This is a genomic window from Klebsiella oxytoca NBRC 105695, from assembly GCF_001598695.1.
In the GTDB taxonomy this organism is placed as follows: Bacteria; Pseudomonadota; Gammaproteobacteria; order Enterobacterales; family Enterobacteriaceae; genus Klebsiella; species Klebsiella oxytoca.
In genome coordinates this window covers 1-24,495 of sequence record NZ_BCZK01000020.1, presented here as the reverse complement: position 1 = coordinate 24,495, position 24,495 = coordinate 1, and the positions used below count along the sequence as shown (strand labels likewise).

Sequence of the window (24,495 nt, the reverse complement as noted above, 5' to 3'; positions counted from 1 at the left end):
TGTTGTTTTATGGGTTGACCTGGTCATGGATGCGCCACTTCTGTTTGAGCACATTTTTGTCCTGGCTATCCAGCCACTGATTTACCTTTTCCAGCAGCTGCGGGTTATCTTTATTCATCATATAGACTTTGAAGCTGGCGGTGCCCGGGAAGGGTTGCTCATTGGCCACGCAAAACACGCCCGGTTCATTGCTTTGGTAATACACGCCTTCGATCAGGTCGGTTACCATCATATCCGCCGTTTTCTGCCGCAGCGCTTCAAGGTTATCCACGTTATTTTTCACACGAATAATCTGCGCCTGCTTGAGATGTTCATCCACAAAGCTTTGATTGGTGCCGCCCGGGTTCACTACCACCTTCACGTTTGGCTGGTCGATTTTTTCCAGGCTGCCGAGAGCGGGCGCCGCCGCGCAGTTAGCCAGCGCAATTTTGCCGTTCGGCACGACCGGCTGGCTTAAGGCGAATTCCTTCGCCCGGGCCGCAGTTTCCGTCACCCCGCCCATAGCAATATCAAACTTATCCGCTTTCAGGTCCGCAGAGAGCGTTGGCCAGCTGGTCGGCACAAAGCTTACCTTTAGCCCAAGCCGCTTGCCGAGATCCTTCGCCATATCAACATCGTATCCCAGCAGTTCTCCGGCTTTATTATGAAACGCCAGCGGCGCGTAATCTCCCGGTACGCCGACTTTAAGTTCGCCGCTTTGTTGAATGCTGTTCATGTCGCGCGCCTGGGCGCCGAAGGCGACAGCAGCGATGACGAAAGCAATACCTGACTTCAACTTCATCTTTATATCCTTGTTCAAATGTGAACCGTTTTATGATTATCCTGCGCTGCGCAGCGGATTCTGTTTATCGTTCATAAAATCTTTAATCATGGATGCCGTCAATACCGGCGGCGAAAAACGCGAGATCGTTCCGTCGGCCGCTTGCCCGGCGAGCTGCTCGCAAAAGCGCTCAACCTGATTAACCGGACAGCCGGCAATATCCTGGGCGGAAAAACGCCACCACCGTAGCGCCAGCAGCTGCTCGATAATCGCCTCGCTAAAGCGCATGCGGATAACTTTCGCCGGGTTACCGCCGACAATGGCGTAAGGCGCGACATCTTTGACCACCAGCGCGTTGGCGGCGACAACTGCGCCATCGCCAATAGTAATGCCCTGCGCCAGAGTGACGTTCTGGCCAATCCAGACATCGTTGCCGATGGTTATCGGTCGGGGAGTTTTTTCAAAAGGGTAAAACTGGTTGGGCCTGCCGCTATCGGCAGCCAGCGTCGCCATCACGCCGGAGTGATGGGCATAAAAAACCGGGCTGGCGCTGGCCCACTCCAGGGGATGCCGATCGCCAAGTACCTGTAACCGGTCGGCAATCGATGTGTAGCGCCCCACTTTAATCAGCGCCGGCAGCAGGGTTCGCGTATAGCTAAAAGCGCCCAATGAGGCCAGCCGTTCGCCGCAGCGCCCCCAGTAGGTGGTATACGCCTCGGTGGTTAAATTTTCCGGTATCTCGATCGGCAGATCGTCACGGTAAAAGGCGTGGGCGCAGACCAGCTTCTGCCCGCCGACAAAAATTCGCTGCGCCTGCAACAGGGGTTTAAGCTCCCCAAAGGTGATTTTCATGATCGATTTCCCGCACCAAAGTATTTCCGGTCAGCCGCTTCATCTCTCGATCATTGATAGCGTACCGATCCGCTCGCCGCGCGAAAAATCCCTATGACATCTCTTTTTTGTGAGCTACAACGCGAAAGCGTTGGGCCGTAATCGCCTGCGATCGTCAGTTATACTCCAGCGCAAAGGTCACCATGCTATTGGCGGTGCCGGCGGTCACCGCATCATCGGTCTGAACGTACTGGGCGTTGAAGTTGATATTCTCCGCGCTGCCGGCGCTGCTGGCGTTAACCCGCTTTAGCACCGGGAGATTGCTGGCCTCGTTGATTTTGACGCTGGTCCCTGCCGCAGGCGCCGGGGCGCTGTTATTGCCGTACGTGAGCCTGACGCCCACCCCGCTCGCAGAGGCGTTGGCTTTGCTTAACGCGAGGGTATCCGTACCGCCGCCTGGTGAGGTGACGCCAAAAAAGCCTATGCGGATATCGGTTGGCGTGGAGCAAAAGACCGGTATGGAGAAGCTTTTCGCGCTGCCGCCGGTGGTGCTTTTACCCTTGAACTCCGCTTTATTCACCGTCCCCAGGCTAACGTGAATATTCGTGGTTGAAACCTGACAGCTACCGCTGCTGCCGATATCGACGTTCAGCGCCGCCATATCGAGCGTAACCGGCGAGCTGGCGACAAAACCGGCGCGGCTGTCGGCCTGCTGCTGGATCGTCAGTTCGCCAATCTGCGGCTGCGCCGGAACGTTAGCGTGGTTACCGCTGACCAGGGCGACATCCCCGGTCTTATAAAACGTCACAAAGACTTTCACCACAATCTGCTGCTGGTTCAGCAGGTTAGCCATCTCCTGGCTGTCACACACCGTCACGGATTCCGCACTATCAGCCGCGTGGCTGCCATCAATAAAGCGAACCGCGCCGCCGCCGCACTGGAAGCCCAGTGAGTATCCGATACCCTCCAGCGCCGAGGGGAACACATGCTGACCGCCGATGGAAAGCGGCGATGAGGCCATTTTTAGCTGCCGATAAACCAGACGCTTTGCCGCCGCTTTCGGCACCTGAAGATCGCAGGAGAAATGAATCCCGCTGCCGTTATCCGCCATCACGCCGGTCATCTGCGTATTCAGCGGCAGCGTGGGCAGGTACTTGATATTCTGGACGTTCACGGTCATCTGGCCGATATCCCCTTTGCAGGTTTCCGCCCAGCCGCTGTGGCTATAGATGCCCGCTATCAGCAGGAATAAAAACGATACTATGCGCAAAATCACCTCTGTGCAGACCTACTGGCAGAAGCCAGAGACGGTTTTAACCGGACTCTGCCTCTGCTGTACGGTATCGGTAAGATGGAAATGCAGCGCGCATCTCCGTGAGATGTTGTCGGCATTCCAGGCGACATCCAGCGTCCCTTCCTGCGGAATGCCGCTCAGATAGACCTGCCCGCCGTCGGCCACCATGCCGCCCGGGGCCCCGCCAGGATCGCCTTCAGCTTTCCGCAAGCGAACGCTGGCGCCGAACGGCAGCGGCCCGTGACTATCGCTGAGGGTAAACAGCACGCGGCTGCCGATATGGGTCTGGTAGTTCGCCTGCACCACCGCCCCGCCGCCGGGGATCACCGTCTGTCCTTCAAGTTCGACATCGGCATCGTCGGCCAGCGATTCGGTATCAAGTGTAATGGTGTTTTTGCGATAGGCCGTCAGCGAAGGCACCACCGCATAGCCTCGCCAGTCGGTATGCACATTGCTGCCGTTCTGAATCGCCACCTCAGCAGCGCCCGGCGCACGCACGATGGCAAAGCTTTCGCCGACGGTCTGCCCGAGCGTCACGCCATGAGGATGGGCGACAACGGAGCCCGATGCGCCCCAGGTAAGCTGCTGACTGGCGCTATCGTGGCGATAGCCGAGCTGCGCGGTTCCGTACCCGCCGTGGTAATCCAGTGCGGCGCTGCTGTTACTGCCCTGGCCGCCGTTAACGTAGCCCTGCTGGAGGGAGTAGTAGAAATTGGGATGATGTGGAAGCGAACCGAACAGCGACGCCTGCTGCGAAGTACGTCCGCTATTGTCGGAGGTCGTGCTGTAGCTGATCGCGCTCTCGGATAGCGGGCCGAAAAGCGGAACGCTCAGATTAAAGGACCACGAACGATCGGCTTTTTGTCGATCGGATGATTGGGTGTAGTAATAACCCACGCCCCACGTCACGCCTCGCCAGGCGCTGTAAAATCCGAGATGCAGCGTTTCATCGCGGCTATGACTGTGCCAGTACTCCTGCGACCAGGCGGATATCGCCAGGCTGCTGATACCGCCAAAGGCCTGAGAAAGCGATATTTCTTCGCGGCTGCGCTTGTTGTCGAGCAGCCCGTTGCGGCTTTCAAGCGTATTCGCTTCGCTGAAGTCATAGTAGCCGCTGGAGGAGTAGCGATAGCTGGCGAGACTGAATGAAGTCCCCGTGCCGGCAAAATCCTTCTGATACTGCACGCGCACCGAATGACCTGCCGAGCGCTTTCCCGACGGCGCTGTGGTGTTTGCCCACGTCGCATCGCCTCCGATCGACCCCAGTTCGCCCAAACCGCGCCCGACGCCAAGCGCCCACGCCTGGTAATCCTGCGCCAGCTGGCTACCGCCGTAGAGCGTGAATTCAGCCGGTAGCCCATAAAACAGCGTGCCCTGTAAAAACGTCGGCGACTGCCCCTGGCGCTGCGCTGAACGGAAGCGCCCGGCGCTCAGGTTGTATTTAACCCGCCCTTCGCGCAGCATAAACGGTACGGCTGAAAAAGGTTGCGTAAAGGTTCGCACCGAACCGTCGCTCTCTTTCACCTGGACTTCGAGGTCGCCGCTTTGCGCCGTCGGATAGAGATCGTTTATTGCAAACGCCCCCGGCGAGACGAACGTTTCATAGATCACGTAGCCATGCTGGGATATCGTCACCTTGGCATTACTATGCGCCATCCCGCGGATCGTTGGAGCGAAGCCGCGCTGGCTGTCCGGCAGCATTTCATCATCGGACATTAGCTGAATACCGCGAAACTGCACGCTGTCAAAAACGTCGCCGGTCGTAAAGGTATCGCCCATTCGCAGCAGGCTTTTGAGGGATTTCACATCGCGCTGTAGCCAGGTGCTCTGCGAATTCCAGCGCCGGGTGCGATCGTACTCCATCGACGATACGTTGCGCAGGCGCCAGGCCCCAAGGTTAACCCCGCTGCGTAGGTTCAGATAGCTGGATTGGCTATTGTCATCCGACTGCCGGGTTTGCGACCCGGTCAGGTTGTAGTTAACAAACGCCGCCGGGATACCGTCGTCCCAGCGCGCTGGATCCACGTATCCGCGGCTCTGGACGTTCATGGCCGCCTGGGGAATGCTTAAGATCAGGCGCTGATCGGCAAAATCGAAACGGCTACTGGCATCAGGAATGTAGCGCTCGATGTGGGTGAACGCTTGCCCCTCATGCAGCGATTGAAAGGCAGAAAAAGCGCTGACGTTCACGCCATATTCCGCCAGCTGCGCCGGGGTTAACTGCGGCTGCAGCGCGCCGTTGCTGTCGATAAACGTCACCTCGCCCCGGGTTATTTCCTGATTATTCACCCAAATGCTGACTGAATAAGTCCCCGGCTGCTGGCCGCCTGATTTTGCAAAATAGCGTAAGTCAGCGGTCTTTTGCTGCGGATTGGCAAATTCTAATGCTGCCGGATCGAAGTACTCATCCGCCCGCGCGATGCCGCTTTGACAAAGCAGGAAAAGCGCCGTCGGCACCGTCGCTAATAATGAAATCCCGCCGGTTGGCGCAGCGATCGCCGTATAACCGGAAGTCATACCAGAGGGGTTATTTTTCACAATATCCTGACCAGACGAAGCAAAATTACTGTTGCGCGAAATCCGTCATCCCGCCGAAATCATTAATGGCGCGCCACTTAATAATGCCGGTGCGATGAATCGGCCACTCTTGCTGGCTAAAGGGTCCAATCATGCCGGGTTCAGTAATCTCCTTGCCGCCCACCGAAAGGGTAAAAAATGAAACAAAATAGGGCGTCGGGTTTTGCGCTACCAGCCGTGAGCCGTCAATTTTAAACGTCAGCTTGCGCCATGCATCGGCTGGGTCACCCGTCAGGCCATTCGGGCGATAGAAGATCTTAAATTTTGATTTAATATTGACCTGTAGCTTATTCACTTCATCTTTTTTCGTTGGCGCAATACTTTTTACATTGAGCCAAAATACCGATTCCCGATCCGCGGGCAGCGTTGCGCCAATGAAATTAATACGCAACACGTTCTGCTGTTCTGGATCGAGCCGGAATAACGGCGGCGTAACGATAAACGGCACCCGGCTCTTATTATTCTCCGCATAATTTTCCACCCACGATTGCACCAGATAAGGCGAATGGCTATCTGCATTAGTAACTGATATTGCGGCCTCTCGCTTCCCTTCCTGATAGATTACCCGGGTTCCTCCCATGACAATACCGGCGTGGGCCGCAGTGGATAATATTAACAAGGCTAGCGCGGCGATCGTTCGTTTCATAATCATTACCGTCCGGGAATAATAAAAGCGGGTATCAGTAACAAAGCCTGATAATAAATATGGATAAACCAGAGCGCCCGTCTTTCAGCCAGGCAGAAGCTAACGCCTTGCCCGGCCCGGGCAAGCTTTAATAACCGTAGCGTTACCCGCTTTTATTTTATTAGTTGTAAACCATATTGAAGTTAGCTGTACCGTTGGCAGAACCCGCGGTAACCGCACTGGTCGAGACATAGTCAGCAAAGAATTCGAGATCGGCGGTTCCGGTAGTGGTGCCGCTGGCACCGGCGGTAACGCTATGGCCGCGAGAAACGTCGCCAAGCTCAACCGGCGTCGATTTGTCATCTTCATACAGCTTAATCGCTACCCCTTTTGCGGTACCGTTAATCGCCAGTAGATCGCTATTGTTGCTATCGCGGGTACCGTCAAACAGCACCGAGACGGTGGTGACGGTGGAAGGACAATCTTTGACTTTGATATGAAAGGAGGTTTTGGTGGTTTCTGAACCCGTGCCGGTAAAATAGCTGCTCGCCCATTTTCCCAGATCGACGCTTTGATTCGCGCTGGTGCTATCAACATTACAGGAGGAGTCGGTAATGGAGCCGGTAAATTCCACCTGACCGCCCGTTCCTTGCGTGCCCGCATTCGAGCCGGGATTCACGGTCATTGCCGAACTGGCCGGCTGTGAAGGCGTAGATAATGCGCTGCCAGACACCAGAGCACCGACAAACATTGCCATAATACGAAATTGCGTTTTCATTATTTATCTCATCTCTAACTTATATTTTTACAGACTCCGCGCTAAGGCTTAAGGCCGCGCAAATCTGCATACAGATCCTCCATGTTAATAGTATTGGCGTTCCGTCCGCTGGCCATCAGGAAAAAACCCGTGCCGCTCAATTGATCATGCGTAATAAAATAAAAAGTGCTTTTAGCGAAATTGACTAACCATTTATTCAGGGAACAAATAAATACTATCCCTACCCATTACAAATCGCAATATTTTGTTATGTTAATGAAATGCTGTTTTATTTCACATATAAAAATAATATTAAAGACATTGCGCTTTTTGTTAATTAACGCAACCAAAAATCACGATACAACAACATCAAATCGCAACATTGGATTGCACAATTTAACAAAAACAACGAATTTAGCCGCTATTTTGCGGCAATAAATCCGTGAGCACGCGCGGCATTTATTAAATATTAGGATTAATCTTAGGTTGCGTTCAATCTTATTTTCGTAAACGAATAATCAATAATCACGTGAGTAATTATTAATAATCAATATGGAAGAAGCTTTTTTAAGCGGCAAGCGGCTGGACGCAAAAGCAATAACAGTACTTTTTTTATGGAATAAAAACCCGCAATCAAACAAGATTGCGGGCGGTATTGAAAAATGAATAAATAGCAGGCTTCGATCAGAACAGGCCCAGCGGCGCGGTACCGTAGCTGACCAGCAGGTTTTTCGTCTGCTGGTAGGCGTTGAGGGCCATTTTATGCGTTTCACGCCCTACGCCGGACTGTTTGTAACCGCCGAATGCGGCGTGCGCAGGATAGATGTGATAACAGTTGGTCCACACCCGGCCGGCTTTTATGCCGCGCCCCATGCGATAGGCAAGATTGGTATCCCTCGTCCACACCCCAGCCCCAAGGCCGAACTGGGTCTGATTAGCGATAGACAGCGCCTCAGCTTCATCCTTAAAGGTGGTCACGCCAATCACCGGGCCGAAAATCTCTTCCTGGAAGCTGCGCATATCGTTGCGTCCCTGAATCAGCGTCGGCTGAATATAGTAGCCGTTATCCAGTTCGGCAGAGATGCTGGCGCGTTCGCCGCCGGTCAGGATGGTACCGCCTTCATCGCGAGCGATCTTGATATACGAGAGTATTTTATCGAACTGCTGACGTGACGCCTGCGCGCCGATCATCGTACCGGTGTCAAAGGGGTCGCCGCGGCGAATTTGCGCCACTTTGTCCATGACCCGCGCCATAAAGGGTTCGTAAATAGACTCCTGAATCAGCGCGCGGGACGGGCAGGTACAAACCTCCCCTTGGTTAAAGAAGCCCAGCACCAGGCCTTCCACCGCCTTCTCGATATACTCTTCTTCCCCCTCCATCACGTCGGCAAAGTAGATGTTCGGCGATTTACCGCCCAGCTCAACGGTGCAAGGGATAATGTTTTCCGCCGCGCAGGCCATAATATGGCGGCCAACCGGCGTCGAGCCGGTAAAGGCGATTTTGGCAATGCGTTTACTGGTGGCCAGCGCTTCGCCCGCCTCTTTGCCAAAACCCTGAACCACGTTAAGGACGCCCGCCGGGAACAGATCGCCAATAATCTCCAGCAGCAGCGTGATGCTGAGCGGCGTCTGCTCCGCCGGTTTTAGTACCACGCAGTTACCTGCCGCCAGCGCCGGCGCCAGTTTCCAGGCGGCCATTAACAGCGGAAAGTTCCACGGGATAATTTGTCCGACCACGCCAAGAGGCTCATGGAAATGGTAAGCCACCGTCGTTTCATCAATCTCCGCCGTGCTCCCTTCCTGCGCGCGCAGGCAGCCGGCGAAGTAGCGGAAGTGATCGACCGCCAGCGGCAGGTCGGCGTTGAGCGTTTCGCGGATCGGTTTGCCGTTATCCCAGCTCTCCGCCACCGCCAGATACTCGAGGTTGGCCTCAATACGGTCGGCAACCTGCAGCAGCAGATTGGCGCGCTGCTGAGCCGACGTTTTGCCCCAGGCGTCGGCGGCCCGATGCGCCGCATCCAGGGCGAAGTCGATATCTTTGGCATCCGATCGTGGAAACTGACCAATGTTGCTACCGTCGACCGGGGAGGTGTTCATAAAGAATTCGCCGCCAATCGGCTCGACAAATTTACCATCAATAAAGTTACCGTAAGCAGACTTCAGTGAAACCAAAGCGCCCGGCGTGCCAGGATGTGCATAACGCATCGCGAATCTCCTTCATGTAGGGTTGAAGCGCAGCGGCGTATTAGTTTTGTCCGGGGGCTCGCTGCGTCTTCAGACCATTGCAGGGGGCGTGCCACCTTTTTCGCCACCAAAAATATTTCTATTTTTCATATTGATAGCTTATAAATCTCGCTTTCTGTTGCACTGAATGTTCCTTATGTGTTGCAAATCGCAACACTAACAAAACCTTGTAGCTACAATATTGCAACACTAGTGAGATGACGAGGTGTCCCGTGCCAGGAAATCCATTTGCCCTGACGCCAGAGATCAAAGCGAGCCCGCTGCTGAGCGACTCCTGGTGCCGCAGCCAGCGCTATGGCATCGACCCCGCTACTGACGACTTCCCTCGCCTGCACGCCAGCGAGCTGGCCGACAGGCTCGCCAGCCATAGCCGTCTGCAAAAGCTGGCCCAGCCGGTGGTTAATGCCTTGTCCAGCAAGGTCAACGATCTGCAATCGGTGGTGATCCTCTCTGACGCCAGCGGACTGGTTTTGCAAACCTTTGGTGAGACGCAGGCCATGCAGAAAGCGCAGCGCTTCGCTTTAGCCCCGGGCAACCTGTGGAGCGAAAGCGGACGCGGAACCAACGCCATCGGCACCGCGCTGGCGATAGACGACAGCTGCGAAATTGATGGCCGTCAGCATTTCCTCACCAGCAACCAGGGCCTGTATTGCGCCGCCGTACCGCTGCAAAATCCCGAGGGGAAAATAGCCGGGGTGCTGGATATCTCCGGCCCGGCCCACTATCCGCACGCCCGGACGCTGGCGTGGGTAAAAGGCGCCGCGAAGCAAATAGAATATCTATGGGTGAAACAGAGTCTGCACCCGCAGCAGTGGCTGATGAGCCTGCATCCCCGGGCGGAAAAACTCGACAGCGTAGACGAACGGCTGCTGGTCTTTACCGATAACGTGCTGACGGCGGCTAACCGGCTGGCGATGCGCGAATTCGACCTCGACGCCGCCCGGTTTGGTCATCTCACTTTCCAGCAGCTTTTTTCGCAGCTGCGGCAAACCGCCGTTAGTATCCCGCTGCCGGTCGCCGTCGGAGGGCACAACTACTATTACCGTCTGCGTGCTCCCGCGACCGCCAGCGTGGCGACGACCGCGCGCCCGGCACTCGATCTGCCGTTCTCCAGCCCGCATGAATCAGAAAAGCTGCTGCGTCTGCTTAATGCCGGGATTGGCTTATGTATCGAAGGAGAGACCGGCTGCGGCAAAGAGTACGTCAGCCGCACGCTGCACCGGCACAGCCGCTGGAGCAGCGGCAAATTCGTCGCCATCAACTGCGCCGCTATTCCGGAATCGCTAATTGAATCAGAACTGTTTGGCTACCAGCCCGGCGCGTTTACCGGGGCAAACAAAAACGGCTATATCGGCAAAATCCGCGAGGCCGATGGCGGCATTCTTTTTCTTGATGAAATTGGCGATATGCCGTTAGCGCTACAAACCCGGCTGCTGCGGGTCTTGCAGGAGAAAGAGGTCACGCCGCTAGGCGCCAGCCGGAGCTCGCCGGTGAACTTCGCGGTCATTTGCGCGACCCATCGCAACCTGGCGCAGCGGGTGGCCGAAGGCGTCTTCCGCGAAGACCTGCTCTACCGCCTGCGTGAGTTTGCCCTGACGCTGCCGCCGCTGCGCAAGTGGCCTGAACTGCCTGCGTTTATTCAGCGGCTGTGGCGCGAGCAGGGCGGAGAGAAACGTCGCATCACGCTGGCCCCGGAGGTTATACAACGGCTGGCGGCTCAGCCCTGGCCAGGCAATGTGCGCCAGCTGCAAAGCCTGATGAGAGTATTGCTGGCGCTTGCCGAAGATGGCGAAACGCTGGGGGTCGATGATTTGCCTCATGAGTACCGAACCCCGACCGCCGCGCCGGGTGGGCTACAGCAGCACGATGCGCAGCTGATTGCCGACACCCTGGCAAGCTATAACGGCAATATCACTAAGGCCGCGCAGGCTTTAGGCGTCGCACGCAGTACGCTCTATCGCCGCGCCGCCCGCCGCGGAGGCCAGTGAGCCAGCCATGGAGATTACGTCAGGGCATGAAGCGCGGCGGTAGCCAGGCGAACAGGCGTTTACTTATCGTTTCGCACAGGGAGGTTAATCGTCGCCCGACGCCTGCCAGACAAGCTGCGCGCTACCGACGCCACAGGCTGAAATAAATCGTCGTGGACTCAGCCAGGCTATTTAGCCTCACAACATTCATGACTGGCGTAATGCGCTTTTTTATTTTAGTATTTACTAAATTTAGAAAAGACTAAAATAAATGAATACACCAGAACAGCTACAGGCCAGCGCGGGCGAAGCCGCCGCGCTGCTGAAAGCCATGAGCCATCCCAGCAGGCTTTTGATTCTGTGCATGCTGTGCGATTCGCCGGGCACCAGCGCCGGCGAGCTGGCGCGGATCACCGGATTAAGCCCCTCCGCCACATCTCAACATCTGGCGCGAATGCGCGATGAAGGGCTGATCGGCTGCGAGCGTCAGGCGCAGCGGATCCACTACTTCATTACCCGGCCAGCGGTGCAGCAAATCGTCACCGCGCTAAAATCAATTTACTGTCCTTAAGGAGCGTCTATGACTATCGCTACACTTTCTCCCGCCGAAGCCCGGGCGCTCATCGCCAGAGGCGCCCGGCTGGTCGATATCCGCGATGCCGATGAATATGCCCGTGAGCATATTCCCGGCGCACAACTCGTCCCACTGGAAACCTTGAACAAAGGCGCAGCGCTGCACGCCAGCCCCGAGGAGACGATTGTTTTTCACTGTCAGGCAGGTTCGCGCACTCAGAATAACGCCGCCCGTCTGGCCGCCTCCGCCGCGCCGGCGCAGGCCAGGCTGCTGGCTGGTGGAATACAGGCCTGGAAAGCGGCAGGTCTGCCGGTGGAAGAGGATAAATCACAGCCGCTACCGCTGATGCGTCAGGTTCAAATCGCCGCAGGCGTCCTGATTTTGCTTGGCGTCGCTTTAGGTTATGCGGTTAACAGCGGCTTTTTTTTGCTTAGCGCATTCGTCGGCGCCGGACTCGCCTTCGCCGGTATCACCGGCTTTTGCGGCATGGCGCGGCTTTTGGCGCTGATGCCCTGGAATCGTCGTTAACCCCTACCTCTTTCGGTCAGCTGTTGATAACGCTTTTGCTGAGCTATGGTTATTGTCAGCGATGATTTTTATCAGCACACAGGAGAAGAAGTATGTTTACAGTCGGTGACCTGGTACAGCCGCGCGCAGGCGGACCAAAACTCAAAGTCGTTGAAGTCCAGGGCGACAGCATTATTGCCGTTCAGGCCGGTAACGAGCAGGGGGAGAAATATACGCTGAAAGCAACCGAGGTAACGGCTTATAAAGAAGACGGCGATTTTGGTGTGTGCTGATTAAGCCGGGTAAAAATAACGGTGGGTTTCCCCACCGTTCTGAATATTAGATCAGGAAGCTCTCAAGGGATTTACCCTCAGCGACGGCTTTAGCGAGCGGCTTCGGCATACGTCCCTGCCCGGTCCAGGTTTTCTCGGCGCCGGTATGATCGGTAAAACGATATTTAGCCGGACGCGGCTGGCGCTTTTTGCCGCCTTTTGAAGTCGCGGTCGCGTGGCCCACTAATTCCTCTGGGGTGATACCGTCAGCGGTCATTAATTCCAGCCAGGTGTTTATTTTTTCCTGATATTCCGCCTGCTGTGCCTGAGCAGCCTGCTCTTCAGCGCGTTTTTCTTCAGTGACGGTCCTTAGCTTTGCCAGCATATCTTCAAGCACGTCAATGGAGAATTCACGAGACATGGCGCGGAGTGAACGAATATTATTCAGTTTCTCTAATAGTAATGACATATATTTCAAAAAATTCCCAAATAGCAAATAAAACAAAAGTGACGGCAATAGTTTAATTGATTCGATTATTTATTTCCAGCCCTGGATAATTCTGTATATCCATCCTCACTTAGCGACAACAAATATGATAAACAAACCGATAACAGGGTAATTATTAGCAATGAATAAGCGCTGAAAGATAGCGCAATATGAATAGCGGCCATTCTTTGATGTAATACCTGTAGGCTCAGCGAGTTATCAGAATATTCCGCTTAGCCAGGCAAAATGCGGCAGGCGTCTGTACGGAATATTCATGCATGAGTTATGAATAGCCACCCAAATAGTTATACAGCATATCATGCTAGCTTTATGCTCTTTGATACGTAAAAAACTCCAAAAGTGACCCCGTTCACATCAGAACCCGATTCTGTCGCGAAACGACGCTGTTACCCATTGCCAGAGGTATCGTCCATTCTACGCGCAATAAAATTAACCCATTGATAAATAATAACAAATAAAGCAATGACAACAAAAGTAGCGTAATGAACAAAAAACAGCCAGTTGCAGAGTATTTTATCGACAAAAAGCCTTTAAATAAAAATTTATAGCTAGTTGCCACTTTTAATGCAGAGATATACTCTACGCACATCAAAACAGGCAACCCAAAACGCTAAACAAAAGCGAATCTTTTGGCATTATCGACTTCATTTTCGAGGAGCACACCGATGTTCTCTGCGCAGTCCCGCTTGCGTCATGCGGTAGCAGACACCTTTGCGATGGTGGTTTACTGCACCGTTGTGAACATGATGATCGAAATCTTTCTCTCCGGAATGAGCTTCGAGCAGTCGTTATCTTCAAGACTGGTGGCGATTCCGGTGAACATTATTATTGCCGTCCCCTACGGTTTTTATCGCGATTTTGCGATGCGCCAGGCGCGCCGCGTCAGCACATCAGGCTGGATGAAGAACATTGCGGATGTGGTGGCCTATGTGACTTTCCAGTCGCCGGTCTACGTGGCGATTTTGCTGGTTGTCGGCGCTGACTGGCATCAGATTGCCGCGGCGGTAAGTTCAAATATCGTGGTGTCGATGATGATGGGCGCAGCGTACGGCTACTTCCTCGACTACTGCCGACGCCTTTTCCGCGTCAGTCCCTACCAGCAGGCCAAAGCCTGAGTTAATGCGAAAAAGCGACTGGTTCCGCCAGCCGCTTTTTGTCAGCTGTATTGCGCTTCGCCAAACAGGCCACTCAGAAAACGCTCAAGCGCCATGCGCGAACTGAACCCGTGTGGAATACCATAATGCTGCTGAGCGTCTCCCGCTAAATACAGCGGAAACTGCTCGTAATGATCGCAGGTTTTGATATCCGACGCGGGCTCCGCAAGCGTAGTGCTGCGTTCTTTTAAAGCCGGATGAATAATTAACGCGGTACGCCCCATACGAGCTTCACGGTTCACGTAAACATAATTATCGCCACGGCGATAGCCATAGGCTTTTTGCGTCACAACATCCATGGTGAAGCCGGCTTTTTCAAGAACTCGCGCCACCTCATCGGGTCTTAAATACATACTAATTCCTCATTATCTTTTACCGCACGTTAACCTTACCTTATTCATTAAAGCCAACGCTTTCGGAATATTCCATAAAGGGCGATTTACAGCATAAAGCAAAATCTTGTCCTACACTTATAGACTCAATGGAATAAAGGGAGAAACCAATGGCTAACCGAGCAAACCGCAACAACGTAGAAGAGAGCGCTGAAGATATCCATAACGATGTCAGCCAATTAGCGGATACGCTGGAAGAGGTGCTGAAATCATGGGGCAGCGACGCCAAAGACGAAGCGGATGCCGCGCGTAAAAAAGCGCAGGCGCTGCTAAAAGAGACCCGCGCGCGCCTTAACGGCAACAACCGCGTTCAGCAGGCGGCATGCGACGCCATGGGCTGCGCTGACAGCTACGTGCGCGACAAACCGTGGCAAAGCGTTGGCGCTGCAGCAGCCGTTGGGGTATTTATTGGCGTATTGTTGAATTTACGTCGATAATAAAACTGCCAGACCAATGAAGATAACAAATACGCGTCCACCCCTGCCTACTCCGGTATGCAGGGGTTTTTATTTGTCCTGAGAAGCGAGAGCCCGAGTCAGCTTTCGTACCACCTCGCCCGCCATCTCCGCTGAGGTTAAATTGGTGAAGCTCATCAGCAGCGCCCCTTCTCCCCGGCTATCCATTCGCCAGTCGCTTAACGCCTGGATGGCCAGACCGGCCTGTCTGCCGCGCAGGGCCAGTTGACGATCGTCGCCGCTTACCCTGACGACCATCTGAATGCCGCCCGCTTGCGGAACCACCGCGATACCGTGCTCCCGCAGCGCCGATTCAAGCCACTGACGACGCTGAGCATAGCTGGCGCGCATTTTCTTCAGATGGCGCCAGAAATGGCCTTCGCGGATAAAATCAGCCAGCGTCTGCTGCCACAACGTCGGCACGCTACAGCTCATCAGCGCCGCCTGTTGGCGAAACTGCGCCACCAGCGGTTCCGGCACCACCAGCCACGCTGCGCGTAATGCCGGGAAAAACGTTTTACTGAACGCACCGGCGTAGATGACGCGCTGCGGGGCGTCGAGGCTTTTTAACGGCGGCAGCGGCTTGCCGCGATAGCGGAATTCGCTATCGTAATCATCTTCGATAATCCACGCGTTATTCTGCGCCGCCCATAGCAGTAACTGTCTGCGCCGGGTCAATGAGAGCGCAACGCCGAGCGGGCTTTGATGAGCCGGCGTCAGCAGCGCAAAATTCGCGTTTGGGTAATGCCGCTGCGCCCAGCCAATATCCATTCCGTCTTCGTCAACCGGAACCGGGCAGATCGCCACCCCTTCGCCGCTCACGATCGGCCGGATAAGCGGAAATCCCGGATCCTCCATCCACATTTGCTGGCCCGGCCGGGACAGGGTTCGCAGAATGAGGCTCATCGACGCCGGGTAGCTACCCGTCACCAGCACCTGCTCAGGACGACACTCTATACTGCGCGACAGGCGCAAATAATCGACGATCGCCTGCCGAAGCGTCGGGTCCCCGCAGGGATCGCCGGGCGCGAGATCGAAACGCGTTTGCGTACGCAGCCGGCGCCCCATGATCCGCGTCCACAGACCGCGTGGAAACAGATCCAGCGCGGGCAGCCCAAGCTGAAGCGGCAGCGGCGCTGTCGGTTCATCGCCGGTAACAGAGCGTTCAGGCACGCTTTGCTGTGGGCTGAGGCGATCGCTGACAAAGGTTCCCGCCTGCCCGCGCCGCTCCAGCCAGCCCTGCGCTACCAGCTCTCCCCAGGCGTTTTCAATCGTTGCTCGCGATACGCCAAGCTCCTGAGCATAGACCCGACTCGCCGGCAGCCTGCTGCCCGGCGCCAGCTCGCCGCGCTCAATTGCCTGCTTGAGCTGTCGGGCGATACGCTGGTAATGCGGGATTTTTTTGGCATCCATCTTGGTCTGCTTTTTTCATCACAATATGGCTATCTTATGCAGTCCATTATAGTGCTATTTTCCTCGCGTCTTAATGAGGAGAGTAAAATGAACACACTACGTCAGCCGTACAATGAACTGAGCCCGGAAGTCTATAACGCTCTGGTTAAGGCCAAGATTACGCTGGAAAAAAGCGAGCTGGACGGCGCGCTGATAGAACTGGTGTATTTGCGGGTATCGCAAATCAACGGCTGCGCCTTCTGCCTGGAGATGCACAGCAAAGCCCTGCGTCAATCCGGCGTGGCGCAAAACAAACTGGACGCCCTGGCAGGCTGGCGGGTGAGCGCCCATTTCAGCGATGCGGAACGCGCGGCGCTGGCGTGGGCTGAATCGGTCACCCATATCGCCGAAAGCCATGCGGAAGACGCTGTTTATCTACCGCTCCTCGATCATTTTAACGCCCGGCAGATTAGCGATCTGACTTTCGCCATCAGCCTGATGAACGCCTTTAACCGCCTGGCGGTAAGCATGCGTCTGTAATTTTTCGGTAAGAAATCCCGTCCCCCGGCGGATCTTTCCTCGGGGGCCAGTCTTTACAAAAACCATATATATTGAGTTGTTGAACTTTTAAATAACTACATCTAGTATTTCCTTCAACGATAACCCATAGCACGCGACGCCAGTTTTTGCGTCGTGCTGTTATCTTAAATGGAAATACGAATCATGCGCATTACTATTTACACTAAAAATGACTGCGTGCAATGCCATGCCACGAAACGGGCCATGGAAACCCGCGGGTTTGAGTTCGACATGGTCAATATTGACCATCATCCTGAAGCCGTCGATATGCTGCGCGAGCAAGGCTTCCGCCAGCTACCGGTGGTGATTGCCGGAGAGACCCGCTGGTCCGGCTTCCGTCCCGATATGATTAACCGCCTGCGTCCAACAGCCTCAGCGGCCAGCCTATGAGCCTGATCGTCTACTTCTCCAGCAGTTCCGAAAACACGCATCGGTTCGTCCAGCGTCTGGGGCTGCCCGCCGTGCGTATACCGCTTAACGAACGCGAGCGCATTCAGGTAGACGAACCCTACATTCTTATCGTCCCCAGCTATGGCGGCGGCGGCACGGCGGGCGCAGTACCCCGCCAGGCGATCCGTTTTCTCAACGATCCGCATAACCGCCAGCTCATTCGCGGCGTCATCGCTGCGGGTAACCGCAATTTCGGCGAGGCCTACGGTCGGGCGGGTGACGTCATCAAGCAGAAATGCGGCGTACCGTACCTCTATCGCTTTGAGCTGATGGGCACCCCGCAAGATGTCGACAACGTGCGTAAAGGAGTAAGCGAATTTTGGCAACGACAACCGCAGAACGTATAACCACCGAGGCGCCGGATTTCCATGCCCTCAACGCGATGCTGAACCTCTACGACAGCAATGGTCGCATCCCGTTTGACAAAGATCGCCAGGCAGTGGCGGCGTTTATGGCCAACCACGTTGAGCCGAATACCGTGCCCTTCGCCAGCCAGGACGACAAGCTGACGTGGCTGGTCGCCGAAGGCTATTACGATGCCAGGGTCCTGGCGCGCTACGATCGCCAGTTTATTCTTGAGCTGTTTACCTATGCTCAAAACGGCGGTTTTCGCTTCCAGACCTTTCTCGGCGCATGGAAGTTTTATACCAGCTACGCGCTGAAAACCTTTGATGGTAAGCGCTACCTTGAAGGCTTTGCCGACCGCACCTGCATGGTGGCCCTGAGCCTGGCGCAGGGTAACGAGGCGCTGGCCCACCAGCTAACCGATGAGATCCTCTCCGGGCGTTTCCAGCCCGCTACGCCGACGTTCCTCAACGCCGGTAAACAGCAGCGCGGCGAACTGGTCTCCTGTTTCCTGCTGCGTATCGAAGATAATATGGAATCGATTGGCCGGGCGGTGAATTCGGCGCTACAGCTATCGAAACGCGGCGGCGGCGTGGCGTTTCTGCTCTCTAATCTTCGCGAAGCCGGGGCGCCGATCAAGCGTATCGAAAATCAGTCCTCCGGCGTCGTACCGGTGATGAAAATGCTCGAAGATGCCTTCTCCTATGCCAACCAGCTCGGCGCGCGTCAGGGGGCCGGCGCGGTCTATCTGCATGCCCATCATCCCGATATCCTGCGTTTCCTCGATACCAAACGCGAGAATGCCGATGAAAAAATCCGCATAAAAACGCTCTCGCTCGGGGTCGTCATTCCGGATATTACCTTTCAGCTAGCGAAGGAAGACGCGCAGATGGCGCTGTTCTCGCCCTACGACGTCGAACGTCTGTACGGTAAACCGTTCGGCGATATCGCGGTAAGCGAAATGTATGCGCAACTGGTGGCCGACGAGCGGGTATGCAAGCGCTGGATCCGCGCCCGCGATCTGTTCCAGCGGCTGGCGGAAATTCAATTTGAATCCGGCTACCCGTACATCATGTTTGAAGACACGGTTAACCGCGCGAACCCAATTGCCGGGCGCATCAATATGAGCAACCTGTGTTCGGAGATCCTGCAGGTCAACGCGCCTTCCACCTTTGATGAAAACCTGGATTACGCCAGCATCGGCCAGGATATCTCCTGCAACCTCGGCTCGCTGAATATCGCCCACACCATGGACTCTCCCGACTTTGCCCGCACGGTCGAAGTTGCCGTGCGCGGTCTGACGGCGGTGTCCGATATGAGCGATATCCGTTCGGTGCCGTCGGTCGCGGCGGGTAATGCCGCTTCACACGCCATCGGCCTCGGACAGATGAATCTGCACGGCTATCTGGCGCGCGAGGGCATCGCCTACGGTAGCGAGGAAGGGCTGGATTTCACCAATTTCTATTTCTATACCATTACCTGGCACGCGCTGCGCACTTCAATGCTGATAGCACGTGAAAGAGGGACCCGTTTTGCCGGATTCGAGCAGTCGCGGTACGCCAGCGGCGACTATTTCCGGCCCTACCTGGAAGGCGACTGGCAGCCGAAAACGGCAAAAGTCCGCGCGCTGTTTGCCCGCTCCGCGATTACCCTGCCCGACCGCGATATGTGGCGGCAGCTGCGCGATGACGTGATGCGCTACGGCATCTATAACCGCAACCTACAGGCGGTGCCGCCCACCGGATCTATTTCGTACATCAACCACGCGACCTCCAGCATCCATCCGATCGTGTCGAAGATAGAGATCCGCAAGGAGGGGAAAACCGGACGCGTCTATTATCCGGCGCCGTTTATGACCAACGACAACCTGGCGCTGTATCAGGATGCTTACGAAATCGGCCCGCAGAAGATCATCGACACCTACGCCGAGGCGACGCGTCATGTCGATCAGGGGCTGTCGCTGACTCTGTTCTTCCCCGATACCGCGACCACGCGCGATATCAATAAAGCGCAAATTTACGCGTGGAAGAAAGGCATCAAAACGCTCTATTACATCCGTCTGCGCCAGCTGGCGCTGGAAGGTACCGAAATCGAAGGCTGCGTGTCCTGCGCGCTGTAAGGAGAACAGGATGACCCATTTATCGCGCGTCAGCGCCATCAACTGGAACAAAATTGAAGACGATAAGGATCTGGAGGTCTGGAATCGGCTGACCAGCAACTTCTGGCTACCGGAGAAGGTGCCGCTGTCTAACGATATCCCCGCCTGGCAAACGCTTTCCCCGGCGGAGCAGCAGCTGACAATTCGCGTCTTCACCGGCCTGACGCTGCTTGATACCATCCAGAATACCGTTGGCGCCCCGGCGCTGATGGCCGACGCCCTCACCCCGCACGAGGAGGCGGTACTGTCGAACGTCAGCTTTATGGAGGCGGTACACGCTCGCTCCTACAGCTCCATTTTCTCTACTCTCTGCCAGACTAAAGACGTCGATGCCGCTTACGCCTGGAGCGAACAAAACGCGCCGCTGCAGCGTAAAGCGCAGCTGATGCTGGAGTACTACCAGGCTGATGAACCGCTGAAGAAAAAAATCGCCAGCGTTTTTCTCGAATCATTCCTTTTCTATTCCGGCTTCTGGCTGCCGATGTACTTCTCCAGCCGGGGGAAGATGACCAACACCGCCGATCTGATTCGCCTGATCATCCGCGATGAAGCGGTACACGGTTATTACATTGGCTACAAATTCCAGAAAGGGCTGGAAATAGTCAGCGCCCAGAAGCGTGAAGAGATGAAAAACTTCGCCCTCGATCTGCTGATGGATCTGTATGACAACGAGCTGGCCTATACCCGCGAGCTGTATGGCGATAGCGGCTGGGTTGAAGAGGTTAACGCCTTCCTGTGCTATAACGCCAACAAGGCGCTGATGAATCTCGGCTACGAGGCGCTGTTCCCGGCGGAAATGGCTGCCGTCAACCCGGCGATCCTCGCTGCGCTTTCGCCGAATGCCGACGAAAACCACGACTTCTTCTCCGGCTCGGGTTCGTCGTATGTCATGGGAAAAGCGGAAGAAACCGTCGATAGCGATTGGGACTTTTAGCCTTACTTTCACCAGGAATATATCTGCATATTTCCTGGTGATTTATTTCACATTATTCATTTTCATCCCACTCAATATCTTTCGGTCATCACTGCGTCATATTCAACAGAATGCCATCGATTTCCGCCCGAATTAAGCTAACATAACTAAAAAATATCAACCATGAGCAATTCCCGCTCAGCCCTTATATCACGGGGGATGAACCGGAATTGTCCCTTGTGCATTCCCGCAGTAATTCGCCATAAAGGGTTGTCACAGATTCTCAGTATGTTAGGGTGTAAAAAAGCAATTATCACCACCGGGTACCATATCGATATTAATAAATAACAGGAAACGCTCTATTGCATGGCAATTAAATTAGAAATCAAGAATCTCTATAAGATATTTGGCGAGCACCCGCAGCGGGCTTTCAAATATATCGAAAAAGGACTATCGAAAGAACAAATACTGGAAAAGACGGGGTTGTCGCTTGGCGTAAAGAACGCCAGTCTGACCATTGAAGAAGGCGAGATATTCGTCATCATGGGGCTCTCCGGATCGGGGAAATCGACCATGGTTCGCCTTCTCAATCGCCTGATTGAACCCACCCGCGGCCAGGTTCTGATCGACGGTGTCGATATCGCTAAAATCTCTGAGGCCGAGCTTCGCGAAGTGCGCAGGAAAAAGATTGCAATGGTTTTTCAATCATTTGCCCTTATGCCGCACATGACCGTACTGGATAATGCCGCTTTCGGCATGGAGCTGGCCGGCGTGCCGACTCAGGAACGCCAGGAGAAAGCGCTGGAGGCGCTGCGTCAGGTAGGTCTGGAAAACTACGCTCACGCCTGGCCGGACGAGCTCTCCGGCGGCATGCGTCAGCGCGTTGGTCTCGCCCGCGCGCTGGCGATCAACCCCGATATTCTGTTAATGGATGAAGCCTTCTCGGCGCTCGATCCCTTAATTCGTACGGAAATGCAGGATGAGCTAACTAAATTACAGGCCAGACATCAGCGCACCGTGGTATTTATTTCCCACGACCTTGATGAAGCCATGCGAATTGGCGATCGCATTGCCATTATGCAAAATGGTGAAGTGGTTCAGGTCGGTACGCCGGATGAAATACTCAATAATCCTGCCAATGATTATGTTCGAACCTTCTTCCGCGGCGTCGATATTAGCCAGGTATTCAGTGCCAAAGATATTGCCCGCCGTAGTCCGGTTGGCCTGATTCGTAAAACGCCAGGTTTCGGCCCGCGTTCCGCGCTGAAATTACTGCAGGATGAAGACCGCGAATATGGCTACGTCATTGAACGCGGGAATAAGTTTGTTGGCATTGTTTCCATCGATTCCCTGAAAGCCGCGCTGAGCGAGGGTCAGGGAATTGATGCGGCGTTAATCGACTCCCCACAGGCGGTGGATGCGCAAACGCCGCTCAGCGAGCTGCTCTCTCACGTTGGCCATGCACCGTGCGCGGTGCCGGTTGTCGATGAAGGGCACCAGTACATCGGCATCATTTCAAAACGCATGCTGCTGCAGGCTTTAGATCGCGAGGGGGCAAACAATGGCTGATCAATCTAACCCGTGGGACACCGCACCGGCGGCGGATAGCGCCGCGCAATCCGCCGATGCGTGGGGTACTTCTACGCCAGCACCGGCCGATGGCGGCGGTGCCGACTGGCTAAGCAGCGCGCCTGCGCCGCAGCCGGAACACTTCAATATAATGGACCCGTTCCATAAAACGCTGATTCCGCTCGATAGCTGGGTCACGCACGGCATCGACTGGGTAGTGATGCATTTCCGTCCGATTTTCCAGGGGATCCGCGTACCGGTGGATTACATCCTGAGCGCCTTCCAGCAGCTGCTGCTGGGCATGCCGGCGCCGGTGGCGATTATTATTTTCTCGCTGATTGCCTGGCAGATTTCCAGCATCGGCATGGGCGCGGCGACGCTGATTTCGCTGATCGCCATCGGCGCTATCGGCGCCTGGTCGCAGGCGATGGTAACCCTGGCGCTGGTGCTGACCGCGCTGCTGTTTTGTATGCTGATCGGCCTGCCGCTTGGGATATGGCTGGCGCGGAGCCCGCGGGCGGCGAAGATTATCCGTCCGCTGTTGGATGCGATGCAAACCACCCCGGCGTTCGTTTATCTCGTGCCCATCGTCATGCTGTTCGGTATCGGTAACGTTCCGGGCGTGGTAGTGACCATTATCTTCGCCCTACCGCCGATTGTTCGTCTGACTATTCTGGGGATTAACCAGGTGCCGGCGGATCTGATTGAAGCTTCGCGCTCCTTCGGCGCCAGCCCGCGTCAGATGCTGTTTAAGGTTCAGCTGCCGCTGGCCATGCCGACCATTATGGCCGGGGTTAACCAGACGCTAATGCTGGCCCTGTCGATGGTGGTGATTGCCTCAATGATTGCCGTTGGCGGTCTCGGCCAGATGGTACTACGCGGCATCGGTCGCCTTGATATGGGTCTGGCCACCGTTGGCGGCGTCGGGATTGTTATCCTCGCCATTATTCTTGACCGCCTGACTCAGGCCGTAGGACGGGACTCGCGCAGCCGCGGCAACCGCCGCTGGTACGCAACCGGCCCTCTGGGGCTGATTACTCGCCCTTTCTGTAAATAAGAGCACATCCCCCCGCTGCCGGGGGGATGGACTTCCCTTCTGACAAATAAAGGAACAACGATGCGACATACAGCGATCCTTGCCACAGCGTTTACCGCCCTCATTTCCACCACCGCCTTCGCGGCGGATCTGCCTGGTAAAGGCATTACCGTAAAACCAGCACAGAGCACAATTTCGGAAGAGACCTTCCAGACCCTGCTGGTCAGCCGCGCGCTGGAAAAGCTCGGTTATACCGTCGATAAGCCGAGCGAAGTTGACTATAACGTCGCCTACACCTCGATCGCCGCAGGTGATACCACCTACATCGCCACCAACTGGCAGCCGCTGCATGACGATATGTACGCAGCCGCCGGCGGTGATAAAAAATTCTACCGCGAAGGCGTGTTTGTGAATGGGGCGGCGCAGGGCTACCTGATTGATAAGAAAACGGCCGAGCAGTACCACATCAAATCTATCGACCAGCTAAAAGATCCGAAAATCGCCAAACTTTTTGACACCAACGGCGACGGCAAAGCCGATCTGACCGGCTGTACGCCAGGCTGGGGCTGTGAAGCGGTCATCAACCATCAGCTTGATGCCTACGGCCTGAGCAATACGGTAGTGCATAATCAGGGCAATTATGCGGCGATGATGGCCGATACCATCGCCCGCTATAAGGAGGGCAAACCGGTGATCTACTACACCTGGACGCCTTACTGGGTCAGCGACGTGCTGAAGCCGGGTAAAGATGTCGTCTGGCTGCAGGTGCCGTTCTCTTCCCTGCCGGGCGAACAGAAAGATATTGATACCAAACTGCCAAACGGCATGAACTATGGCTTCCCGGTGAACACAATGCATATTGTCGCCAACAAAGCCTGGGCCGAGAAAAACCCGGCGGCGGCGAAACTGTTCAGCATCATGAAGCTGCCGATTGCCGATATCAACGCCGAAAATGCCATGATGCACGCGGGACATGGTTCTGAGGCAGATATCCAGGGCCACGTCGATGGCTGGATCAAAGCCCACCAGCAGCAGTTTGACGGCTGGGTGGAAGAAGCGCTGGCCGCGCAGAAATAGTCTCCCAATTTATAGCCAATTCCCGGAGGCGATACTACACATCTGTCCGGGCTACAAAA

Annotated in this window: 24 protein-coding genes; 14 read left to right on the top strand and 10 right to left on the bottom strand. The window is 55.3% G+C overall.

Annotation, left to right across the window (positions count from 1 at the left end):
- Positions 1 to 7: 7 nt before the first annotated feature.
- The 7 genes from KO1_RS24570 to exaC form a co-directional block, all read right to left on the bottom strand.
- Positions 8 to 781: a transporter substrate-binding domain-containing protein gene (locus KO1_RS24570; protein WP_004104727.1), complete on the bottom strand. Its 774-nt coding sequence runs from the start codon at positions 779 to 781 to the stop codon at positions 8 to 10.
- A 36-nt stretch (positions 782 to 817) separates the two neighbouring features.
- Positions 818 to 1,612, bottom strand: a complete 795-nt coding sequence (locus KO1_RS24565; protein WP_004104728.1) for a CatB-related O-acetyltransferase — start codon at positions 1,610 to 1,612, stop codon at positions 818 to 820.
- Between the two features lie 154 nt (positions 1,613 to 1,766).
- Positions 1,767 to 2,861 carry a fimbrial protein gene (locus KO1_RS24560; RefSeq protein ID WP_024274596.1) on the bottom strand — a complete coding sequence of 365 codons (1,095 nt, stop codon included), beginning with the start codon at positions 2,859 to 2,861 and terminating at the stop codon, positions 1,767 to 1,769.
- An 18-nt stretch (positions 2,862 to 2,879) separates the two neighbouring features.
- Entirely contained in the window at positions 2,880 to 5,423 is a 2,544-nt protein-coding gene (locus KO1_RS24555; RefSeq protein WP_024274597.1) for a fimbria/pilus outer membrane usher protein, read from the bottom strand.
- A gap of 25 nt (positions 5,424 to 5,448) precedes the next feature.
- Positions 5,449 to 6,108 carry a fimbrial biogenesis chaperone gene (locus KO1_RS24550; protein ID WP_032692342.1) on the bottom strand — a complete coding sequence of 220 codons (660 nt, stop codon included), beginning with the start codon at positions 6,106 to 6,108 and terminating at the stop codon, positions 5,449 to 5,451.
- Between the two features lie 160 nt (positions 6,109 to 6,268).
- The gene (locus KO1_RS24545; RefSeq protein WP_016810044.1) at positions 6,269 to 6,865 is read right to left on the bottom strand and encodes a fimbrial protein; all 597 of its coding nucleotides are present in this window, start codon (positions 6,863 to 6,865) and stop codon (positions 6,269 to 6,271) included.
- Between the two features lie 663 nt (positions 6,866 to 7,528).
- Entirely contained in the window at positions 7,529 to 9,049 is a 1,521-nt protein-coding gene (gene exaC, locus KO1_RS24540; RefSeq protein WP_004114686.1) for an acetaldehyde dehydrogenase ExaC, read from the bottom strand.
- Positions 9,050 to 9,300: 251 nt separating this feature from the next.
- Here exaC and KO1_RS24535 point away from each other — a divergent pair, with 251 nt between their 5' ends.
- From KO1_RS24535 to KO1_RS24520, 4 genes are all read left to right on the top strand, one after another.
- Positions 9,301 to 11,076: a sigma-54-dependent Fis family transcriptional regulator gene (locus KO1_RS24535; RefSeq protein ID WP_047720733.1), complete on the top strand. Its 1,776-nt coding sequence runs from the start codon at positions 9,301 to 9,303 to the stop codon at positions 11,074 to 11,076.
- A gap of 250 nt (positions 11,077 to 11,326) precedes the next feature.
- The gene (locus KO1_RS24530) at positions 11,327 to 11,626 is read left to right on the top strand and encodes an ArsR/SmtB family transcription factor (protein ID WP_004104742.1); all 300 of its coding nucleotides are present in this window, start codon (positions 11,327 to 11,329) and stop codon (positions 11,624 to 11,626) included.
- A gap of 9 nt (positions 11,627 to 11,635) precedes the next feature.
- A complete protein-coding gene (locus KO1_RS24525) occupies positions 11,636 to 12,157 on the top strand; it encodes a rhodanese family protein (protein WP_047720732.1) in 522 nt (173 codons plus the stop codon).
- Between the two features lie 92 nt (positions 12,158 to 12,249).
- Positions 12,250 to 12,429 carry a GDFGVC terminal motif YodC-like protein gene (locus tag KO1_RS24520; RefSeq protein WP_004104744.1) on the top strand — a complete coding sequence of 60 codons (180 nt, stop codon included), beginning with the start codon at positions 12,250 to 12,252 and terminating at the stop codon, positions 12,427 to 12,429.
- Positions 12,430 to 12,475: 46 nt separating this feature from the next.
- Here KO1_RS24520 and stpA read toward each other — a convergent pair whose 3' ends face one another.
- Positions 12,476 to 12,877: a DNA-binding protein StpA gene (stpA, locus tag KO1_RS24515; RefSeq protein ID WP_004104745.1), complete on the bottom strand. Its 402-nt coding sequence runs from the start codon at positions 12,875 to 12,877 to the stop codon at positions 12,476 to 12,478.
- A 704-nt stretch (positions 12,878 to 13,581) separates the two neighbouring features.
- Between stpA and alaE the strand changes: the two genes are divergently transcribed.
- Positions 13,582 to 14,031 carry an L-alanine exporter AlaE gene (gene alaE / locus KO1_RS24510; RefSeq protein WP_004104747.1) on the top strand — a complete coding sequence of 150 codons (450 nt, stop codon included), beginning with the start codon at positions 13,582 to 13,584 and terminating at the stop codon, positions 14,029 to 14,031.
- 41 nt (positions 14,032 to 14,072) lie between these two features.
- Here the strand turns inward: alaE and KO1_RS24505 are convergent, their stop codons facing one another.
- Entirely contained in the window at positions 14,073 to 14,423 is a 351-nt protein-coding gene (locus tag KO1_RS24505) for a DUF2002 family protein (RefSeq protein WP_004104757.1), read from the bottom strand.
- A 149-nt stretch (positions 14,424 to 14,572) separates the two neighbouring features.
- Between KO1_RS24505 and KO1_RS24500 the strand changes: the two genes are divergently transcribed.
- Positions 14,573 to 14,899 carry a DUF883 family protein gene (locus KO1_RS24500; protein WP_004104759.1) on the top strand — a complete coding sequence of 109 codons (327 nt, stop codon included), beginning with the start codon at positions 14,573 to 14,575 and terminating at the stop codon, positions 14,897 to 14,899.
- Positions 14,900 to 14,968: 69 nt separating this feature from the next.
- On the opposite strand, the gene pdxR is transcribed toward KO1_RS24500, so the two are convergent.
- On the bottom strand, positions 14,969 to 16,330 hold the full coding sequence (gene pdxR, locus KO1_RS24495; protein WP_024274599.1) for a MocR-like pyridoxine biosynthesis transcription factor PdxR: 1,362 nt from the start codon (positions 16,328 to 16,330) through the stop codon (positions 14,969 to 14,971).
- An 87-nt stretch (positions 16,331 to 16,417) separates the two neighbouring features.
- Here pdxR and KO1_RS24490 point away from each other — a divergent pair, with 87 nt between their 5' ends.
- The 8 genes from KO1_RS24490 (at position 16,418) to proX (ending at position 24,436) form a co-directional block, all read left to right on the top strand.
- Positions 16,418 to 16,849, top strand: a complete 432-nt coding sequence (locus tag KO1_RS24490) for a carboxymuconolactone decarboxylase family protein (protein ID WP_004104764.1) — start codon at positions 16,418 to 16,420, stop codon at positions 16,847 to 16,849.
- A gap of 183 nt (positions 16,850 to 17,032) precedes the next feature.
- Positions 17,033 to 17,278, top strand: coding sequence for a glutaredoxin-like protein NrdH (gene nrdH / locus KO1_RS24485; protein ID WP_004104766.1), 246 nt, complete (start codon positions 17,033 to 17,035; stop codon positions 17,276 to 17,278).
- Positions 17,275 to 17,685 (top strand): class Ib ribonucleoside-diphosphate reductase assembly flavoprotein NrdI, encoded by a 411-nt coding sequence (gene nrdI / locus KO1_RS24480; protein WP_004104769.1) that lies wholly within the window; start codon positions 17,275 to 17,277, stop codon positions 17,683 to 17,685. The genes nrdH and nrdI overlap by 4 nt, the downstream gene beginning before the upstream one ends.
- Complete coding sequence (gene nrdE / locus KO1_RS24475; RefSeq protein WP_004114699.1) at positions 17,658 to 19,802, top strand: class 1b ribonucleoside-diphosphate reductase subunit alpha; 2,145 nt, start codon at positions 17,658 to 17,660, stop codon at positions 19,800 to 19,802. The genes nrdI and nrdE overlap by 28 nt, the downstream gene beginning before the upstream one ends.
- Before the next feature lie 10 nt (positions 19,803 to 19,812).
- Positions 19,813 to 20,775 (top strand): class 1b ribonucleoside-diphosphate reductase subunit beta, encoded by a 963-nt coding sequence (gene nrdF, locus KO1_RS24470; RefSeq protein WP_023329965.1) that lies wholly within the window; start codon positions 19,813 to 19,815, stop codon positions 20,773 to 20,775.
- Between the two features lie 345 nt (positions 20,776 to 21,120).
- Positions 21,121 to 22,323: a glycine betaine/L-proline ABC transporter ATP-binding protein ProV gene (gene proV, locus KO1_RS24465; protein WP_004104775.1), complete on the top strand. Its 1,203-nt coding sequence runs from the start codon at positions 21,121 to 21,123 to the stop codon at positions 22,321 to 22,323.
- Entirely contained in the window at positions 22,316 to 23,380 is a 1,065-nt protein-coding gene (gene proW / locus KO1_RS24460; RefSeq protein WP_023329966.1) for a glycine betaine/L-proline ABC transporter permease ProW, read from the top strand. Before proV ends, proW begins: the two co-directional genes overlap by 8 nt.
- A gap of 60 nt (positions 23,381 to 23,440) precedes the next feature.
- Positions 23,441 to 24,436, top strand: a complete 996-nt coding sequence (gene proX / locus KO1_RS24455) for a glycine betaine/L-proline ABC transporter substrate-binding protein ProX (RefSeq protein ID WP_004114704.1) — start codon at positions 23,441 to 23,443, stop codon at positions 24,434 to 24,436.
- The last annotated feature ends 59 nt before the right edge of the window (positions 24,437 to 24,495 follow it).

Coding starts and splice junctions, on each gene's coding strand:
- KO1_RS24565 (WP_004104728.1), bottom strand. CDS start 1,612: ATGAAAATCACCTTTGGGGAGCTTAAACCCCTGTTGCAGGCGCAGCGA.
- KO1_RS24500 (WP_004104759.1), top strand. CDS start 14,573: ATGGCTAACCGAGCAAACCGCAACAACGTAGAAGAGAGCGCTGAAGAT.
- KO1_RS24490 (WP_004104764.1), top strand. CDS start 16,418: ATGAACACACTACGTCAGCCGTACAATGAACTGAGCCCGGAAGTCTAT.
- KO1_RS24545 (WP_016810044.1), bottom strand. CDS start 6,865: ATGAAAACGCAATTTCGTATTATGGCAATGTTTGTCGGTGCTCTGGTG.
- KO1_RS24525 (WP_047720732.1), top strand. CDS start 11,636: ATGACTATCGCTACACTTTCTCCCGCCGAAGCCCGGGCGCTCATCGCC.
- KO1_RS24520 (WP_004104744.1), top strand. CDS start 12,250: ATGTTTACAGTCGGTGACCTGGTACAGCCGCGCGCAGGCGGACCAAAA.
- alaE (WP_004104747.1), top strand. CDS start 13,582: ATGTTCTCTGCGCAGTCCCGCTTGCGTCATGCGGTAGCAGACACCTTT.
- nrdF (WP_023329965.1), top strand. CDS start 19,813: ATGACCCATTTATCGCGCGTCAGCGCCATCAACTGGAACAAAATTGAA.
- proX (WP_004114704.1), top strand. CDS start 23,441: ATGCGACATACAGCGATCCTTGCCACAGCGTTTACCGCCCTCATTTCC.
- KO1_RS24505 (WP_004104757.1), bottom strand. CDS start 14,423: ATGTATTTAAGACCCGATGAGGTGGCGCGAGTTCTTGAAAAAGCCGGC.
- KO1_RS24550 (WP_032692342.1), bottom strand. CDS start 6,108: ATGAAACGAACGATCGCCGCGCTAGCCTTGTTAATATTATCCACTGCG.
- nrdH (WP_004104766.1), top strand. CDS start 17,033: ATGCGCATTACTATTTACACTAAAAATGACTGCGTGCAATGCCATGCC.
- pdxR (WP_024274599.1), bottom strand. CDS start 16,330: ATGGATGCCAAAAAAATCCCGCATTACCAGCGTATCGCCCGACAGCTC.
- proW (WP_023329966.1), top strand. CDS start 22,316: ATGGCTGATCAATCTAACCCGTGGGACACCGCACCGGCGGCGGATAGC.
- nrdI (WP_004104769.1), top strand. CDS start 17,275: ATGAGCCTGATCGTCTACTTCTCCAGCAGTTCCGAAAACACGCATCGG.
- KO1_RS24570 (WP_004104727.1), bottom strand. CDS start 781: ATGAAGTTGAAGTCAGGTATTGCTTTCGTCATCGCTGCTGTCGCCTTC.
- KO1_RS24530 (WP_004104742.1), top strand. CDS start 11,327: ATGAATACACCAGAACAGCTACAGGCCAGCGCGGGCGAAGCCGCCGCG.
- stpA (WP_004104745.1), bottom strand. CDS start 12,877: ATGTCATTACTATTAGAGAAACTGAATAATATTCGTTCACTCCGCGCC.
- proV (WP_004104775.1), top strand. CDS start 21,121: ATGGCAATTAAATTAGAAATCAAGAATCTCTATAAGATATTTGGCGAG.
- exaC (WP_004114686.1), bottom strand. CDS start 9,049: ATGCGTTATGCACATCCTGGCACGCCGGGCGCTTTGGTTTCACTGAAG.